We start from the raw sequence: 16,817 nt of genomic DNA, 5'->3' as shown, positions 1-16,817 counted from the left end.
ATGCGCGCCTGCCCTCCTACCTGCTCGCGGTGACGGTGGCCATCGTGGTCGCGCTCGCGGCCGGTTTGCGGTGTTGATGGCTTTCGGCGGTACCGGTACGGGCTGGGTGCCGGTGAGTCTCTGTTGAGGACGGCCACCGTACCCCTGGTGGAAGGCGTCGCGGGGATCGGGGCGGTGGGGCGACAGTCGCCGGCGAGGCGGCGAGGTGTGCGTGCGGTGGACAGGGTTGAGTCGGGTGTCGAACGTTTGTGCCACTCCCCTGTCGGGTGTGCCGGCCAGCCGTCCCCGGTTCGTGTTGGCGGTGATGCGGTGCATCCCGTCGAGGCCGGCGCGAGCGATCAGCCGTGGTGGCCTCGGTGCGGCGCGGAAGGTGTGTGCCCGTGCGCTGGCGTCGATCTGCCTCGTACGCGTGCTGCTTCCTCCCGGGCCGCTTCCTGGCCGAATGTTGCGAGGGCGGTGAATCTGGCGTTCAGGTCGTCGACCCATTGCGCCGGCGTGCGGTGGTCCGGCAGTGCGATGCCGGCCTCGGCGCGCCACAGCGCGTCACCCAGAACGGTGCGCAGGTGCCAGGCCATGATCCGGTCCATGTCCACTGTCGTGCCGGACAGGCGCTCGTACTGAGCCACCGTCGCGGTGAACAGTTCGATGTCGCAGTCTGCGGGTAGGCATCGTAGGTCGAACTCGGGTTCGCCGGTGCCCGCGGTCTCCCAGTCGATGACAAGGTTCAGGCGTGGCGGTTCGCGAGTCCAGAGGTGGTTGTCGCCGTGGAGGTCGCCGTGCACGAGAACGGTCCGGCCGGGTGCCGTGAGTGCCTGGTCGGCCCAGTCGCACCAGTTCATCACCCGGTCGCGCTGGTTCGGCCGGATCAGCGGCCCGAATCGGGCCCGTAGGGTTTCCGTCGAGGCATGCGCCATGGGCTCGGGCAGGGTGCCCATCGTCTCGGACACCGCCTTGAGCACACCAGGATCGTGCAGGTGGGCCAGGAGCGTGGCCAGTTCATTCGCGGCGTTCTGCCGGTCAGCCGGGCCGATCAGGTGTCGTACGGCGAAGAACGGTGTCGCGGCCGCCCGGCGGGTGACGAGCATCGCCGGATCGGTGGAGGCCGCGACAACCGTGGGCAGCGGCAACCGCGGTGCTGCCGCCCGTAGTGCGTCCAGCATTCTTATCTGGTGGCGGATCCGCAGGGCGGGCGGGTGGGCCCAGGCGAACTTGACCACGAACCGGCCGTCGATGTCGGCGCTTGCCGTGCACCATTGCGGATCATCGCTCGGCTCGAGGTTTCGGGGCGTGATCGTGCCGTCGGCCAGCTGGGGCGCCACCGTGTGCAGCGCTGCGCGCAACGCATTCACGGTCGGCTCGGCCAGCCACGTCAATGCCACCCGGACAGCATGAACGATCCAACTGGTCGCTCGCCAACGGATCGAGGTGCCGGAGTCGAGTTGCGGCGCGGGACCGGTCGTCGTCTTCTGCGGCTTGTGACAGGGTGAGTTGATGGCCGATTTCGATGAGGAGTACGAGGCGGAGATGTCGGTGCGGTTGGCGTGCCCGCCGGAGCGGGTTTGGGCCGCTCTGACCGTCGCCGACGAGCCGGCGGCCTGGTATCGGCCGGCTGAGCTCGCGCCGCAGGCGTTCTCCGAGCCGGTGGTGGGTGGCCGGTTCCGTGTGGGTTCGACGGTGTCTCAGGCCGGCTTTTCCGGCGAGTACCTGGTGCTCGACATGCCGTGCCGGATTGAGCAGACATGGCGTTGGGATGGCGAGGCGCGGGAGAGTCGTGTCCGGATCGGGCTTGTCGCGGATGGTGACAGCACCGAGGTCAGGGTCGTCCACGGCCGGTTGGACGCCGCGACGGCGGAGGCCTGCCGGCAGGGTTGGGTGAGCTGCCTGAGTCGGCTTCCCGCTCACCTCGCCCGGGGTTAGGCCGTCCGTTCCCCTGGCTTCGGCGGGCCTGGCCTCTGGCGTAGGTTGCTGGCGTGACTGAGGTTCGCTTGCAGGTCCATTGTCGGGTGGAAGTGCTGATCGACGACGTGGCGGCGGTCCTGGATCGTGCCGAGGCCGAGTTGCGTGCCGCTGATATCGACTGGGCCGCTGAGGAGGACACTCTCGACGAGGCGGTGGCCGAGTTGCGTGCCGATGTGCCGCGCGCGCTGGCTGGTCTCATCGATCCGGCCCGCCTGCTGCGTGGCATTCCCGGTGTCTCTTTCGGTGGTGCCCACTGCTGGGCCGACTCTGCCTGACCGTGCCGGGTGGGCTGGTGTGACGGTTGAGCCCGGCGGGCGCGGCAGGGGCCCGCCGGGGCAGGTGGTCGCGGGTCTTGTACGGCGGGTGCGGGTAGCCCGTACGAGAGAATGGGTTTTTCAGGTGCGGACGACGGCCTGGATGGTGTCGAGGGCCTTGAGTCGCTGTGGGCCGGTGCCGAGCAGGCCGTCGGGGATGATCAGTTCGTCGAGGCCGATCTCGCGGTAGCCGTCGACGGTCCGGGCGATCTCGGAGGTGCTGCCGCCGTAGACGGGGAAGGTGGCGTTGTCGGGCAGGGGGCCGTCGACGACGACGGCGGCTTGTGCGGTGCGGCCGATGGTGCGCGGGTCGCGGCCGAGTTCGGTGCAGTAGCGGTCGAGGATGCGTGACTTGTGGGCGATCACGTCGGGCAGGCCCCAGGTGTTCCACAGGTCGGCGTGTTCGGCGACGACCTTGAGCATGCGTTTTTCGCCTTTGGCGCCGATCAGGATCGGCATCGGGTCCTGGATCGGTTTGGGTTCGCAGACGGCGTCGGTGAGCTGGTAGTAGTTGCCGGTGAACGTGGTCGTCGGGGTGCGCAGCAGGCCGTGCCAGACCTGTAGCGCCTCGACGAAGCGGTCCAGTAGTTGTTTCACGGGGGGCAGTTCGATGCCGTACTGGTGGTGTTCGTTGATCTGCCAGCCGGCGCCGACGCCGAAGACGAAGCGGCCGCCGGTGATGTGGTCGACGGTGGCGGCCATGTTCGCCAGGACGGCGGGGTGCCGGTAGGTGTTGCCGTAGACGAGCGTGCCGATGCGTACCCGTGGGATCGCTGCGCCGAGCGCTGCCGCGAGTGAGCCGGCTTCCAGCATCGGTGTGGTGGGCTGTTCGCCGGCCGGAAGGTTGGGCATGAAGTGGTCGGCGATGTAGACGCCGTCCCATCCGGTGTCGGCGGCGTGCCGGGCCACTTCCAGGATGTCGGTGTACGGCTGGGCGGCGCTGGGCCAGATCGAGAGTCGCATGGGCGAAACCTTGCCAGAGGTGGCCGTTCGGCCCTGGGCTTGGTTCACCTAGGATGCCCGCCATGTGGGCGAACGGGGAGACGGTGATCGTTCCCATGCGGGCGATGACCGGGGGCGAGACCCTGGATGCCGCGGTGGCGCTGTTGCGGCAGCGGGCGCTGCCGTTGCTGGCCGTCGCCGCCCCGTTGGCGATCGTCGAGCAGGTGGTGCTGTTTTTCTGGCGTGCCGTGCTGGGGTTGGAGCCGCCGGTCTACTGGCCGGACGAGCCGTCGCTGTCCTGGTGGTCGATGATCTCCGCCGGGTTCGCGGTGGAGGCGTTCGTGATCGCGTTGCTCGGGGCGTATGCGGGGGCGGCCGCCGGTCCGGCGTTGCTGGGTCTGCGTGTCTCGCATCGGGCGGTGTGGCGGCGGTTCCGGCCGCTGTCGGCGATCGTGCTGGCGCTGGTGCTGGGCGGTGTGGCGTATGCGGCCACGTTCGGTGGTTTCCTCGGCCTGATTCTGATCTGGTTGCTGTTCGGGCTGGCGCCTGCGGTGTTGACGTTCGACCGGGTGCGGGGTCCGTTGGTCGCGATCGGCCGGTCGGCGGCGCTGTCGACGCGGGCGGGGATGCGTGCGGGCGGGTTGCGGTTGCTGGGTTACGGCGTCTGGTTGGCGATCCGGTTCGCGTTGGGCACCGGGTGGACGGCGGTCGTGGGGATGTTCGGTGCCGTTCCGGGCGTGCAGAGCTGGATGGTGTGGGCGGTGCCGGCGGCGTGGGCGGTGGCGAACACGCTCGCCTATGCGGCGCTGGCCTGCCTGGACGCGGTGTTGGTGGTGGAGACGCGGATCCGGACCGAGGGGTTGGACATCGCGGTGGGCCGGGCCCGTGGCCGCGGTGAGGACGGGACGGCGGCGCTGTTGGTGGTCGGGCGATGAGGGGCTACGACGAGTTCGTGGGCCGGGTCTTCGAGGTGGTGGCGCCCGGTCTGCTGCTGTTGATTCTGATCGCGGTGACGGCGCTGGTGTCGGCGTTGTGGTATTGGTTTCCGGCGTGGGTGCCGCGCCGGTGGCCGCGGTTGCGGGTGCCGCGTCTGCGGTTGCCGCGCTGGAGGCGTTCGGCGAAGGCGAAGCACGGTTCGAAGAAGGAGCCGGTGTCCCGGCGTCTGAGGCCGGAGAGGTCGCGTAGGCCGGGCAGAACCCCGGCGGTGGTGCGGCAGTCGGTCGCCGACCGGCTCGCCGCCGAAGGCCGGTACGCCGAAGCCATCCGGGAACGCCTGCGCGACACCGTCGCCGATCTCACCCGGGCCGGGGTCATCGATCCCGAGCCCGGTGCCACCGCTGCCGAGCTGGCGGCCGCGGCGAGTGCCGGCCGTCCGGGGGTCAGTCCCCCGCTGTCCGGTGCGACCGGCCTGTTCTCCGAGGTCTGGTACGGTCGGCGCCCGGCCGGGCGCGGCGAGGACGACCGGATGCGGGAGATGACCGCCGAGGTGCGTGCCGCCCTGCAGATCCCACCGGGAGCCGGCCGATGAAGCGCCGGATGCGGGTCGTCATCCCGTTCGGGCTGCTGGCCGCCGTGGTCACCGGCACGCTGATGGTTCACGCTGTCGAGACGCCGGACGTCGACGACCCGGAGTACCTGACGCCGCAGCAGGTGCGGCAGATCAGTGGTGGCACTCTCGCCGAACGGCTGCGGGCCGGGGGTGTCACCGTCGACCGGGCGACCAGCACCGACGACGCGGTGGAGGCCGTCACCCGGGCGGGCGCGGCGACTCTGTTCGTCTCGACCCCGGATCTGGCCGACATGCCGCAGTTGCGGAGGTTGCCGCGCGGCACCGAGGTGGTGGCGGTCAGCCCGTCGGAGTTGACGCTGCGCCGCGTCGACTGGCCGGTGTCGGTCGCGGGCACGCGCTGGACCAGTACGGTCGCCGATCCGGGCTGTGCCGATCCGGTCGCGACGGCGGCCGGTCCGGCGGCCGTGCTGCGCACCGGGTACGAGACCGAGGCGGGTACCGTCTGCTATGGCGGTGGTCTGGTGACGTTCCGCCACGACGGCCTGTTGGTGACGTTGGCCGGTTCGCCGGATCCGTTCCGTGACGACCGGATCGCCGAGCACGGTAACGCGCCGCTGGCGGTGGGGCTGCTGTCGCGGAACCCGACGCTGGTGTGGCTGGATGTCCACGAGCCGGACGTCACGCCGACGACGCCGCCGCCGACGTTCGAGTACACGCCGGACCCGGACGCCACCGACGAGTTCTACGAGGAGGACTTCTACGGCGACGAGGATTACTCCGGCGACGGGGACTACGGCGACGGCGGCCCGGGCGGATCCGGCGACGGCTCCGGCGACGGTGAGGCCGACAGCGGCGACGGCGGCGGTGATGCCGAGGGCAGCGGTCCGCTGCAGGAGGATCCGTTGCTGAACTCGCTGCCCGCGACGTTCTGGGCCACCCTGCTGCTGCTGGTGCTGATCCTTCTCGCGCTGGCCGTCGCGGCCGCCCGCCGGCTCGGCGTCCCGGTCACCGAACCGCTGCCGTCGCAGGTTCCGGCGAACGAGACGATGCTCGGCCACGCCCGCCTGTACGCGGTGGCCCGTGCCCGTGACGAGTCCCTGCTGGTGCTGCGTGACGCCGCGAGACGCAGGCTCACCACCCATCTGAACCTGCCTTCGGACGCCGGCGCCGAACAGATCGCGTACGCCGCCGGCCTGCCGGTGCGCTACGTGCGCGACATCCTCGACCGGGAGCCGCCGGACTCCGACAGCGACCTCGTCGAGGCCGCCACCCTGCTGCAAGGCCTGGTCCGGGACGTGACCGGAGCCCACACCGACGAAGGAGACCCCTGGTGACAACCGATTCCCCGCAGGCGCGTGAGGCGCTGAGCCGGCTGCGTGCCGAGGTCGGCAAAGCCGTCGTCGGTCAGGACGCGGTGGTCAACGGGGTTCTGGTGGCGTTGCTGTGCGGCGGGCACGTGCTGCTCGAAGGTGTGCCCGGGGTGGCCAAGACGTTGCTGGTGCGGGCCCTGTCGACGGCGCTGGACCTGGACACCAAGCGGGTCCAGTTCACCCCCGACCTGATGCCCGGTGATGTCACCGGTTCGCTGATCTACGACGCGCACAGTGCCGCGTTCAACTTCCGGGCCGGGCCGGTCTTCACCAATCTGCTGCTCGCCGACGAGATCAACCGGACGCCGCCGAAGACCCAGGCGGCCCTGCTGGAGGCGATGGAGGAACGGCAGGTCACCGTGGACGGCAGCCCACGGCCGCTGCCGCAGCCGTTCCTGGTGGCCGCCACGCAGAACCCGATCGAGTACGAGGGCACCTATCCGCTGCCGGAGGCGCAGCTCGACCGGTTCCTGCTGAAACTGTCGGTGCCGTTGCCGCAACGCGACGAGGAACTCAGCATCCTGCGCGCGCACCACCACGGCTTCGACCCCCGTGACCTCAAGTCGGTCGGGATCCAGCCGGTGGCCGGGCCCGCCGACCTGATCTCCGGCCGGTACGCGGTTCAGCGGGTCGCCGTGGCCGAGCCGGTGCTCGCCTACATCGTCGACCTGTGCCGGGCCACCCGTACCGCCCCCGCCCTGGAGCTGGGCGCTTCGCCGCGTGGTGCGACCGCCCTGCTGGCGGTGTCGAAGGCGAACGCCTGGCTGAACGGCCGCGACTACGTCGTCCCCGACGACGTGAAGGCGTTCGCCGTGCCCACCCTGCGCCACCGGATCCGGTTGCGTGCCGACGCCGAACTGGACGGCGCCACCGTCGAGGGTGTGCTGGCCGCCGTGCTGGCCGCGGTCCCGGCGCCGCGCTGATGGTCACCAGGCGCTTCGCGCTGCTGCTCGCTCTCGGGCTGCCCGCGCCGGTGCTGCTGCCGTCGCCGTGGCCGGCGCTGGCCGCCGTCGCCGGGTTCGCGCTGGCGCTGGCGCTGCTCGATGTGGCGGTGGCCGGGGCGCTGACCGGGTTGCGGCTGGACCGTGCCGGCGAGCACACCGTCTGGCTGGGCGGCACCGCCACGGTCCGGCTGACCGTCGCCAACACGGGAGGGCGGACCGTGCGGGTGCGGCTGCGTGACAGCTGGGTGCCGTCGGCCGGCGCCGGTCCGTTGTTTCACCGGCTGACCCTGCCGGCGGGTGACGTGCAGACGCTGGTCACCACGTTGACGCCGACCCGGCACGGCGACCGGCCGGCGGTGCGGGTCACGGTGCGGTCGATGGGGCCGCTGGGTCTGGCGTACCGGCAGCGCCCGCAGGGCTGGAACGACCGGTGTACCCCGCCGTGGACGCTGCGGGTGCTGCCGCGTTTCCCGTCGCGGCGCATCCTGCCGGAGAAGCTGGCCCGGCTGCGGGTCGTCGACGGTTCCGCGGTCACCCGCGGCCGGGGCCACGGCACCGAGTTCGACACGCTGCGTGAGTACGTGATCGGCGACGACGTCCGGTCGATCGACTGGCGGGCCAGTGCCCGCGCCCACGACGTGGTGGTGCGCACGTGGCGGCCGGAACGCGACCGGCGGGTGTTCTGTGTCGTCGACACCGGGCGCACCAGCGCGGTGCGCATCGGTGACGCTCCCCGCCTGGACGGCTGCATCGACGCGGCCCTGCTGCTCAGTGTCCTGGCGACCCGCGCCGGCGACCGGGTGGACCTGCTCGCCCTGGACACCGCGGTCCGGGCCCGGGTCGAGGGCGCCGGGCACCGCGCCAAACTCGGCCGGCTGATCAACGCGATGGCGTCGCTGCAGCCGGCGCTGGCCGAGACGGACTTCACCCTGCTCGGTCACGAGATGCTGCGCCGTGACCGTAAACGCGCCCTGCTGGTGATCTTCACGGCGCTGGACACGGCGCCGATGATCGCCGGGCTGCTGCCGATCCTGCCGCGGCTGGCCGCCCGTCACAAGGTCGTCGTCGCCGGGGTGCGGGACCCGGTCGTCACCCGGCTCGCCGAACTGCCCGCCGACGCGCGTGCCGGCGACGTGCATCAGGCGGCTGCCGCGCACCGGGTGCTGGCCGAACGCGACCGGGTCCGCGACGTGCTCGCCCACTGCGGGGCGACCGTCGTCGACGCCGACGCGGGCGATTTCGCCGGCCGTGTCGCCGACGTCTACCTGCTGCTCAAAGCGTCCGGGCGGCTCTGAGCCCGCAGGTGCGCCGCCCGGCCCCAGAGCAGCGCGTACGCCAGGAACAGTGCCCACAGGCCGGCGCCGATGCCGACGCGTACGGCCGGCGGCAGCGGCGACGGTGTCACGTACGCCTCCAGCAGTCCGGCGACCAGCAGTACGCCGACCAGCCCCACCGCGATGATCATGCCTTCTTTCGCCCAGTGCACCAGCGACTGTCGGCGGGTGCGCAACGGTCCCGGGGCGATCCACGACCAGCCGATCCGCAACCCGACCGCTCCGCCGATGAACACGCTGGTCAGCTCCAGGAAGCCGTGCGGGGCGATGTAGACCAGGTAGATGTCGCCGGCGCCGGCCTCGACCATCGCGGCGCCCATCATGCCGATCGCGATCAGGTTGCTGCCCAGCAGGTAGAACACCGGCAGGATCAGCACTCCCGAGGCCAGGCACTGGGCGGTCAGCATGGCGTTGTTGACCCACACCGCGGAGAAGAACGTCTCCGCCCGGTACTCGCTGTAGTAGTTGATGAAGTTGTCCACCAGCCGGGCCTCGTCCGGCCGTTGCCCGAAGTAGGTGGCGATCAGGTCGGGCCGCCGGGACACGTAGCTGATCAGCGCCCATCCGGCCGTCATCATGATCACCGTGGTGGCCAGCCACCACCAGCGGGTCCGGTACAGCGCCGCCGGGAACCGGACGGTCAGGAAGCCGGCGACCGGGCGCCACGACATCCGCTGTCTGCGGTTGATCGCCGCCCGGCCGGCCAGCACCAGCCGGGACAGGTCGGCCAGCACCACGGCGTCCGGGGTGCGGGTGCGCACGATCGACAGGTGCGTGGCCGCCCGCTGGTACAGCAGCACCAGCTCGTCGGCCTCGGCCGGGTTCAGCCGCCGCTGGGTGACCAGCACCTCCAGCCGGCGCCATTCACCGCCGTGTTCGGCCACGTACGCATCGAGATCCACCCTCGCACCTTAAACGGCCGTCGTGTTGACTGTGCGGGTGCTCACCACCGCCGAAGCCGTCGAGATCGACGTGCGGCCCGCCCGGCTCGGATCCCGCGCCATCGCCCTGATGTTCGACATCATGGTGCAGGCCGTCCTCGCCGGCATGCTGATGATCATCTGGCTGGTCGTGTCCGAGTTGCTGCCCGAGCGGCTGCTGCTGCCGGAGACCGGCCGGTGGATCATCATCGCGATCGTCGCGGTCGGCTACCCCACCTTCGCCGAGACGATCAGCAACGGCCGCAGCCTCGGCAAGGCCACCATGGGCCTGCGCGTGATCCGCGAGGACGGCGGCCCGATCCGCGCCCGGCACGCCTTCACCCGCGCCCTGATCGGCCTGTCCATCGAATGGCCCGGCCTGCTCCTGCCCTACGTCACCTGGGTCGGCAGCATCAGCACGATGATCGCCTCCCGGCGCGGGCGCCGCCTCGGTGACCTGGCCGCCGGCACCCTCGTCGTGCACGAACGTCGCCCCGTCGCGTGGAACATCGTGCCCGGCATGCCCGCCGGCCTGAGCGAATGGTCGTCGACCGCCGACCTGTCCGCCGTCGACGACCCGCTCGCCGAGGCGGTCCGCCAGTTCGCCGCCCGCTCCCACCAGTTCGCCGAACCACACCGCTCGATCCTCGGCGAGAGCCTGTTCACCGAGGTCAGGGCGAAGGTGTCACCGGACCCGCCGGCCGGCACCCCGCCGTGGCTGTTCCTGGTCGCCGTGCTGGCCGAACGCCGCCGCCGCACCGCCGTCCAGCTCGCCGCCACCCGCGCCGTCACCCAGCGGGTCCTGCCCGGCTTCGGCCAACTGCCCACCAACAGCCGCCGATGACCCTTTTCCCCCGGTACGCGTGACAGCCCCCGGCGTCTGAGGATCTTCGCCGGCCGCGAACCGGTCGAGGGCGCGCACGACGTGCTCCCGCGTCCGCGCGGTCCCCAGATGCCCGGCGCCCTCCACCACGGTCAACGTCGAGCCGGGCCAGGCCCGGTGCAGGTCCCACGCCGTCTGCAGCGGCCCGCCCAGATCGAGCCGGCCGTGCACGAGCACGCCGGGAATGCCGGCCAGCCGGCCCGCGTCACGCAGCAGCACGCCCTCCGGCAGCCACGCGCCGTGAGCGAAGTAGTGGGTGCAGATGCGCACCAGGGCCAGCCGTGCCGCGGCGGGGCGGTCGCCGTACGGGTGTGACGTGCCGCCGGTCTCCGCGGACAGCACCGCGTCCTCCCAGGCGCACCAGTCGATCGCCGCCTTCTCCCGTACGGCGGTGTCGGGATGCTGCATGAGGCGGGCGTAGGCGGCGACGACGTCACCGTCACGCGGCGTGCCCGGGGCCGCGTCGAGGAACCGCTGCCACTGCTCGGGGAAGAACCGGCCGACGCCCCGATAGAGCCAGTCGATGTCGGCGCGCCGGGTCATCGTGACGGCGGCGATGACGATCTGCGACACGCGCCGGGGGTGCCGCTGCGCGTAGGCCAGGATGAGCGTGGACCCCCAGGAGCCGCCGAACAGCAGCCAGCGGTCGACGCCGAGATGCTCGCGCAGCCGCTCCATGTCGGCGACCAGGTGCCAGGTGGTGTTGTGCCGCATGTCGGTGGACGGGTCGCTCGCGTGCGGGATGCTGCGACCGCAGCCACGCTGGTCGAACAGCACGATCCGGTACCGGTCCGGGTCGAAGTGGCGGCGCCAGCCGGGCCCGCACCCGGAGCCGGGGCCGCCGTGCACGACCAGCGCCGGCTTGCCGTCCGGGTTGCCGCACACCTCCCAGTGGACGAGGTTGCCGTCGCCGACGTCGAGCATGCCGGTCCGGTACGGCTCGATCGGCGGGTACAGGTCGGTCACGGTTCGCACCTCCCGGAGAGCGGGCTCCCCCACCGGGTCCGCGCGATGCCGGCCATCGGCGCGTCCATCAGCCCGGTGCGCATCTCCGACGCGCTGTCGCCTCGCATCCCGCCGATGATATTGACACGCGCCGACCGTTGCCGGCCTGCTCACCGACCGCGATGGCCGTGCCGTACCGGATAGGTGGGCCCGCCCGCCGGGATCAGGCTTGTCCGATGTCTGCTCCCCCATGGTTCACCCGTGCGGGTGAATTGCGGGCATGTGCCGTCAGCGTCGATGTCGTTAGGCTTCTGCCATGCCCGACGACGAGCCGCAACGGCGTCCCAGCCAGATCTGGGCCGAATTGCTCGGCATCCCGGAGCGCAGGTTCACCGAGGAAGAGGAACGCGCTTTCCGGGAGCGGATGCGGCAGGCCGACGCCAAACTGGAGGAGATTCTCGCCCGTCGCCGCCGAAGCGCCGCGTGAATCCACCGGTTCACACTCGCCTGTTCGACGCGTCCGCGCTGGTCGAGGTCTTCGCCGGACATCCCGGCGCGATGGCCTTGCTCGACGATGCGATGGCGGGCGAATTCATCATCGTGGTTCCGACGTTGGCGATCGCCGAGGCGCAGGCTGTCCTCGGCGTCGCCTCCTCGCTGTGGTACCACATCCTGGGGATGCCGGATGTGCGGCAACTCGACCTCTCCGTGGGCATCGCCCTTGAGGTGGGCCGGATCGCCGCACCTCGCCTGGTGCATCATCCCGTGCACACCGCGCTCATCGGCCCGTTGATGATCGCCCAGGTGTTGTACGAGGCGAAGACGATGCAGGCGGTCATCGTCACAACGGTGCCGGAGGCGTACGGCGGGCACGACATCTCGGTGCAGACGGTCTGATCGTCCGCGCCGACGACAACGGCCCGGGACACCAGGCCTCTGTGGAGGACGTCCCGGGCCGTTTCGGGACTACGGCTGCTTGTCTCCCGTACCCGCATCGTCGTCGGGTTTGGTCTCGGTCTTTGCGGTGGCCACCGGCTCGGGCTCAGCCGCCGCCGGAGCCGCCGTCTCGGGCGCCGGGGCAGCCTCGGCGCCCGGCTCGTGCTGCTGCTTCGCGCCGTGCGACTTGCGGTGGAACGTCACCGCCATGAACGCCACGACGATCGCGCCCACGATCAGGCCGACGACCGCGCTCGCGAAGGTGTTGACCAGCCAGCCGACCACACCGCCGAGCGCGCCGGTCGCGTCGTGGGCGGCCTGCTCCATGTGGTGCACGAACTCGTACGGCGGGTGGAAACCCAGATCGTTGACGCCGACCAGCAGGATGTGGCCGCCGACCCACAGCATCGCGACGGTGCCGATGACGCTCAGCGCGGTCAGCACCTTCGGCATCGCCTTGACCAGGCCGCGGCCGAACGCGGCGGACGCCTTGCCGGGGCGTTCGGCCAGGCGCAGGCCGACGTCGTCCATCTTCACGATCAGGCCGACCACGCCGTACACCAGCGCGGTCATGAACACGGCGACCACGGAGAGGATGATCAGCCGGTTCCAGAACTTCTCGTTGGCCACCTGGTTCAGCGAGATGACCATGATCTCGGCGGACAGGATGAGGTCGGTCCGGATGGCGCCGGCGATCAGCGTCTTCTCGTCAGGGGCCTCCTCCACGGCGTGTTCGTCGTGGTGGGCGACCCGCTCCCAGATCTTCTCGGCGCCCTCGTAGCACAGGTAGGCGCCACCGATCATCAGCAGCGGGGTGAGCAGCATCGGCAGGAACTGGCTGAGTACCAGGATCACCGGCAGGATGAACAGGAACTTGTTACGCAGCGAGCCCAGCGCGATGCGTTTGACGATCGGGATCTCACGTTCGGCGGCCAGGCCCCGCACGTACTGCGGCGTGACGGCGGTGTCGTCGATGACGACGCCGGCGGCTTTCGCGCCGGCTTTCGCGGCAGCGAGCCCCACGTCGTCGATCGACGCGGCGGCCGCACGCGCCAGGACCGCCACATCGTCCAACAGGGCCGCGAGTCCAGCGCTCAAGGAAGGTCCTCCCGAATCGGCGAGTTCATGTGCAGCATCATTCTCGTTGAGGGCGGCCGCCGACGCATGGCCCCCCTCCACGTCATCCCGCCGATGCCCGCAAACGCGACCTCTCGAACCTCCTGGACCGCGCCGTCACAGTGTCTGGATACCGTCAGGCGGCTGTACACGACGTTGCCGCCGGCGGCATCGGTCTCTCAGCGCAGGTTCGCCGGGTCCGCCACCTCGACGCCGACCGTCTTGCGGCTGACGATGATCCGGACCAGGGGATCCTGGGTGTAGTTCTGCGTGCTGATCCGGTGCCGCACACCGCGGATGTCGGTGAACGCCAGTTCCCAGCCGAGGTCGTCGGGCACGGGAACGTCGACGTGTGAGCCCCACTGCAACGGCACCCGGGTCACCACCGGCAGCACCGCGTTGCCGGTGACCGGTTTGACGACGTCGTACTCGACGTGGAAGGTGACCTTCCCGTCCGGGCACTGGACCTTGTACCAGTCGCAGTTCAGCGCGTACGCGTGGACGGAGATGCTGTCGGAGGTGGAGATGCTGTCGGCGTACCATTTCCCGGCCGACGAGTCGGCCTGGATCCGGATCGAGGCCGGGTCCACCACGTAGCCCAGGGCCTTGTCCTCGGCCGGCACACCGAAAGTGAACACGTTGTCGTAGTAGCCGCCGTCCTCCCCGGCCAGGTTGGAGTCCACGCTCGCCTGACCGGTGGCCCGGTGCCAGCGCAGGAAGGTCGTCTCCGTGGGCCAGTGGGACAGGGTCGCGGTTCCCGGCTGCGGCGGCAGCACGGTGACGCTGACCGCGTAGTCGGCGACTTTCCGCCGGTGCAGGTAGTTGCTCTGATAGGGCACTCTCAGCCGCATCTGCCGGGGTGTGGGCACGACGGCCGCGGTGCCGAAGGCCGCCTCCGGGATCAGGAAGGTGAGCCGGGTGACGTCGGTGTCGTCAGCCACCGGGTAGACGACGTTCTCGAACGTCAGCGTGGGCGGGTCCGTGCGCCCCGACCAGAAGAAGTTGCCCTCGAAGTCCAGCCGCACCGACCGGGCATCGCTGATCTCGGTCCATTCCAGGTGGGCGGTGATCTCGGCCGCCTCGGTGGTGCCCCACATCGGGGTGGCGGTGATCGTGACGCCGGCTCCCGTCGCGGTGTCCGCGACGGTGGTGGTGAACACCCCGGCCGGAGACCGGGCGTCGGTGACGGCCCGGACGCTCGCCCGGTCGACGTGCCAGCCGGCGGGCGGGTCGGTGGTGGTGATCGTACGGCTGGCGCCGCGCGGAGAGGTGGACCGCACGGTCACCGCCGGGCCGGACCGGAAGGTGCTCGCGCCGACGACAACGAATCCGGTGTGCTTGCGGATCTGCGGCGACCGGTCGGCGAACGGGATCTGGTTGGCCAGCACCTGCGCCCGGTCACCGGCGTCCCGGACGGTCGCGTCGACACCCGACTGGATGTCCTTCAGCAGCTGATCGAGATCGTTGTACGCCCGCTGGACCGAATCGTCGACGCTGTCCAGGGTCTTGTCGAGTTCGCTCCCCCACGCGGCCCGCGCGTTCTCGATCGCTCTCTCCAACTCGGCGCCGGATCGCACGACGGCCACGTTCACGTCGACGCCGGCATGGTGCACCGTGTCGGCCAGTCTGCCGGCCAGGCCGTTCAACGCGACGCCGAGCACGGCAGCCGACGCGACACAGGAGGTGGCCGACATCATCATGCAGAGGAGCACACCGAGGGCACTCGCCCACACCCGTCTCATCATGGCGACCTTCTTCCGGAAAGAAGCTCCCCCTTCCATGAGGCACGCCACGCGGGACACAGGGTAGTGCCGCGTGCACGCCCGTACCGGGACGAAAGGCCACCGGTGCGGTAGGTTTACCGATGTGCCCGGCCGTCCCCTGGTCTTCCTCGACGTCGACGGCCCGTTGATTCCCTTCCGCGCCCGGCCGGCCGCCACCGGCGCCCCACCGGACGATCCGTCGGGCCATCCCCTGATCCACCACCTGGACCCCGCCGACGGCCCGCGCCTGCTCGCCCTCGGCGGCGACCTCGTCTGGGCCACCACCTGGATGGACGAGGCCAACGACGTGATCGCGCCGCGCCTCGGCCTGCCACGGCTGCCGGTCGTCACGTTCCCCGTCGACAGCCGGCCCGGTAACGGCCTGCACTGGAAGACCTTGAGCCTGATCCAGTGGGCCGGGGACCGCCCGTTCGTCTGGCTCGACGACGAACTGACCGAAACCGATCGCCGCTGGGTCGCCGACTACCACCCCGGCCCGGCGCTGCTGCTGCGCATCGACCCGCTGACCGGCCTCACCGACGCCGACTTCAGCCCGGTCCAGCGGTGGTTGCGGCACCGGCCTGCGCTGCCGCCGCCGGCCGCGCCACCCACCCCGGAGCAACTGGCCCGCCGCACGGTCGGCGCCCGCACGGCCGACACTCCGAGCAGACCCATCACGATCATCGCGTACGAGGAGGCGTGGCCGGCCCGCTTCACTCGTGAGACGGACCGCATCAGGGCCGCGCTCGGTGACCGTGTCCTGGCTCTCGATCACGTCGGCTCCACCGCCGTGCCGGGCCTGCCCGCCAAGAACCGCGTCGACATCGACCTGATCGTCGCCGACCCCGCCGACGAGGACGCCTACGTCCCGGCCCTGACCACCGCCGGCTACCTGCTGCGCACCCGCGAACCGCACTGGTACGAGCACCGCTGCCTGTGGACCGCCGACCACGACGTCAACCTGCACGTCTTCGGCCCCGGCTGCGACGAGCACCTGCGCCATCTGATCTTCCGCGACTGGCTGCGCGCCCACCCCGCCGACCGTGACCTCTACGCCGCCCACAAGGTGGAGGCCGCCGCCCTGCACCCGCACTCGGCGTCGGCCTACGTGCATCACAAAGGCGCCGCGGTCCGGGACATCCTGCGGCGCGCCGGCCTGCGCTGACGTTCCGTGCGGCGCTACCGGGCGGCTTCGTTCGCCGGGCCCGGCCCGCGGCAGCGGCCGCTTCGGCTCGGCCTCCGAGGTTCGCGTGCGAGGTTCGCGTGCGACCGTCCTGCCACCGATCGCCGAGGCGCTCGCGGCCGCCTCGGCGATCAGGTGGCAGGTCCGGACCGTGGCCGGGTGAGCGGAGCTCAGCTCAGGCTGAATCGCTGGTTGGCCTGGCCGTTGCAGTCGTAGATCTGGACCTGCTGGCCGTTGCCGGTGCCCCACACGTCCAGGCAGCGGCCGGACTGCACGCCGGTGATGGTGCCGTTGGCGTTGACGTTCCACTGCTGGTTGGCCTGCCCGTTGCAGGTGTAGATCTGTACGGCCGCGCCGTTGCCGGAGCCGGCGGCGTCCAGGCACTTGGTGCCGTACACGGTCAGTTGCCTGCTCGACGTGGGTGTCCATCTCTGGTTGGCCTGGCCGTGGCAGTCGTAGAGCTGCACCCGGGTGCCGTCGGTCTGCGTCGCGTTCGGCACGTCGACGCACCGGCCGGACTGGGCGCCGACGATCCGGCTGCCGGTGCCCGGCGTGACCGAGGACGACGGACCGGGCGACGACGGCGACGGGCCGGCGGAGTTGAGGACGTTGAGCACCGAGGTGTACGCGGCCTTCTTGTTGCCGTTGCCGTCGAACAGCAGCGGGTTCTCCCCGGCCCGCCAGGAGTCGCTGTCCCG

Annotated in this window: 17 protein-coding genes and 2 pseudogenes; 12 read left to right on the top strand and 7 right to left on the bottom strand. The window is 71.0% G+C overall.

Annotated features, from left to right (window positions below; genetic code table 11):
- Positions 1 to 338 precede the first annotated feature (338 nt).
- On the bottom strand, positions 339 to 1,379 hold the full coding sequence (locus AB0I88_RS21890) for an aminoglycoside phosphotransferase family protein (RefSeq protein WP_361027302.1): 1,041 nt from the start codon (positions 1,377 to 1,379) through the stop codon (positions 339 to 341).
- 112 nt (positions 1,380 to 1,491) lie between these two features.
- On the opposite strand from AB0I88_RS21890, the gene AB0I88_RS21885 reads away from it, so the two are divergent.
- A complete protein-coding gene (locus AB0I88_RS21885; RefSeq protein ID WP_361027299.1) occupies positions 1,492 to 1,917 on the top strand; it encodes an SRPBCC family protein in 426 nt (141 codons plus the stop codon).
- A gap of 86 nt (positions 1,918 to 2,003) precedes the next feature.
- On the top strand, positions 2,004 to 2,234 hold the full coding sequence (locus AB0I88_RS21880) for a hypothetical protein (protein WP_361027296.1): 231 nt from the start codon (positions 2,004 to 2,006) through the stop codon (positions 2,232 to 2,234).
- Positions 2,235 to 2,354: 120 nt separating this feature from the next.
- On the opposite strand, the gene AB0I88_RS21875 is transcribed toward AB0I88_RS21880, so the two are convergent.
- Positions 2,355 to 3,236, bottom strand: a complete 882-nt coding sequence (locus tag AB0I88_RS21875; protein ID WP_361027293.1) for an LLM class flavin-dependent oxidoreductase — start codon at positions 3,234 to 3,236, stop codon at positions 2,355 to 2,357.
- Between the two features lie 62 nt (positions 3,237 to 3,298).
- On the opposite strand from AB0I88_RS21875, the gene AB0I88_RS21870 reads away from it, so the two are divergent.
- Genes AB0I88_RS21870 through AB0I88_RS21850 form a run of 5 tightly spaced genes read left to right on the top strand, consistent with a single transcriptional unit; the run spans position 3,299 to position 8,334 of the window.
- A complete protein-coding gene (locus tag AB0I88_RS21870) occupies positions 3,299 to 4,150 on the top strand; it encodes a hypothetical protein (RefSeq protein ID WP_361027290.1) in 852 nt (283 codons plus the stop codon).
- Positions 4,147 to 4,743: a DUF4129 domain-containing protein gene (locus AB0I88_RS21865; protein ID WP_361027287.1), complete on the top strand. Its 597-nt coding sequence runs from the start codon at positions 4,147 to 4,149 to the stop codon at positions 4,741 to 4,743. Before AB0I88_RS21870 ends, AB0I88_RS21865 begins: the two co-directional genes overlap by 4 nt.
- Entirely contained in the window at positions 4,740 to 6,059 is a 1,320-nt protein-coding gene (locus tag AB0I88_RS21860; protein WP_361027284.1) for a DUF4350 domain-containing protein, read from the top strand. The genes AB0I88_RS21865 and AB0I88_RS21860 overlap by 4 nt, the downstream gene beginning before the upstream one ends.
- Positions 6,056 to 7,018 (top strand): MoxR family ATPase, encoded by a 963-nt coding sequence (locus AB0I88_RS21855; protein WP_361027281.1) that lies wholly within the window; start codon positions 6,056 to 6,058, stop codon positions 7,016 to 7,018. The genes AB0I88_RS21860 and AB0I88_RS21855 overlap by 4 nt, the downstream gene beginning before the upstream one ends.
- Complete coding sequence (locus AB0I88_RS21850; protein ID WP_361027278.1) at positions 7,018 to 8,334, top strand: DUF58 domain-containing protein; 1,317 nt, start codon at positions 7,018 to 7,020, stop codon at positions 8,332 to 8,334. Before AB0I88_RS21855 ends, AB0I88_RS21850 begins: the two co-directional genes overlap by 1 nt.
- Here AB0I88_RS21850 and AB0I88_RS21845 read toward each other — a convergent pair.
- Positions 8,301 to 9,275 (bottom strand): stage II sporulation protein M, encoded by a 975-nt coding sequence (locus AB0I88_RS21845; protein WP_361027275.1) that lies wholly within the window; start codon positions 9,273 to 9,275, stop codon positions 8,301 to 8,303. The two genes, AB0I88_RS21850 and AB0I88_RS21845, sit on opposite strands and share 34 nt — an antisense overlap.
- 22 nt (positions 9,276 to 9,297) lie before the next feature.
- Between AB0I88_RS21845 and AB0I88_RS21840 the strand changes: the two genes are divergently transcribed.
- Positions 9,298 to 10,137 carry an RDD family protein gene (locus tag AB0I88_RS21840; RefSeq protein ID WP_361027272.1) on the top strand — a complete coding sequence of 280 codons (840 nt, stop codon included), beginning with the start codon at positions 9,298 to 9,300 and terminating at the stop codon, positions 10,135 to 10,137.
- Positions 10,138 to 10,221: 84 nt separating this feature from the next.
- Here AB0I88_RS21840 and pip read toward each other — a convergent pair.
- A pseudogene (pip, locus tag AB0I88_RS21835) lies at positions 10,222 to 11,142 on the bottom strand (prolyl aminopeptidase); the annotation flags it as partial.
- Between the two features lie 295 nt (positions 11,143 to 11,437).
- On the opposite strand from pip, the gene AB0I88_RS21830 reads away from it, so the two are divergent.
- Positions 11,438 to 11,608 carry a hypothetical protein gene (locus AB0I88_RS21830; protein WP_361027269.1) on the top strand — a complete coding sequence of 57 codons (171 nt, stop codon included), beginning with the start codon at positions 11,438 to 11,440 and terminating at the stop codon, positions 11,606 to 11,608.
- A gap of 71 nt (positions 11,609 to 11,679) precedes the next feature.
- Positions 11,680 to 12,018 (top strand): hypothetical protein, encoded by a 339-nt coding sequence (locus AB0I88_RS21825; RefSeq protein ID WP_361027266.1) that lies wholly within the window; start codon positions 11,680 to 11,682, stop codon positions 12,016 to 12,018.
- Between the two features lie 69 nt (positions 12,019 to 12,087).
- Here AB0I88_RS21825 and AB0I88_RS21820 read toward each other — a convergent pair whose 3' ends face one another.
- Both AB0I88_RS21820 and AB0I88_RS21815 read right to left on the bottom strand, forming a co-directional pair.
- A complete protein-coding gene (locus AB0I88_RS21820) occupies positions 12,088 to 13,155 on the bottom strand; it encodes a DUF808 domain-containing protein (RefSeq protein WP_361027263.1) in 1,068 nt (355 codons plus the stop codon).
- A 197-nt stretch (positions 13,156 to 13,352) separates the two neighbouring features.
- Positions 13,353 to 14,918: a hypothetical protein gene (locus AB0I88_RS21815; RefSeq protein WP_361027260.1), complete on the bottom strand. Its 1,566-nt coding sequence runs from the start codon at positions 14,916 to 14,918 to the stop codon at positions 13,353 to 13,355.
- 121 nt (positions 14,919 to 15,039) lie between these two features.
- Here AB0I88_RS21815 and AB0I88_RS21810 point away from each other — a divergent pair.
- Together AB0I88_RS21810 and AB0I88_RS21805 are read left to right on the top strand one after the other, a co-directional pair.
- Positions 15,040 to 15,507, top strand: a pseudogene (locus tag AB0I88_RS21810) (HAD domain-containing protein); the annotation flags it as partial.
- Positions 15,505 to 16,101: a GrpB family protein gene (locus AB0I88_RS21805; RefSeq protein ID WP_361027562.1), complete on the top strand. Its 597-nt coding sequence runs from the start codon at positions 15,505 to 15,507 to the stop codon at positions 16,099 to 16,101. The pseudogene AB0I88_RS21810 and the gene AB0I88_RS21805, both read left to right, overlap by 3 nt.
- A 188-nt stretch (positions 16,102 to 16,289) precedes the next feature.
- Here AB0I88_RS21805 and AB0I88_RS21800 read toward each other — a convergent pair.
- Positions 16,290 to 16,817, bottom strand: a 528-nt coding sequence (locus tag AB0I88_RS21800; protein WP_361027257.1) for a ricin-type beta-trefoil lectin domain protein, incomplete at its 5' end; no start/stop codon positions are given.

The organism is Actinoplanes sp. NPDC049802 (genome assembly GCF_040656595.1).
Lineage (GTDB): Bacteria > Actinomycetota > Actinomycetes > Mycobacteriales > Micromonosporaceae > Actinoplanes.
Note: the sequence above shows the minus strand (reverse complement) of the source record. Positions and strands in the feature narration are given on the sequence as shown.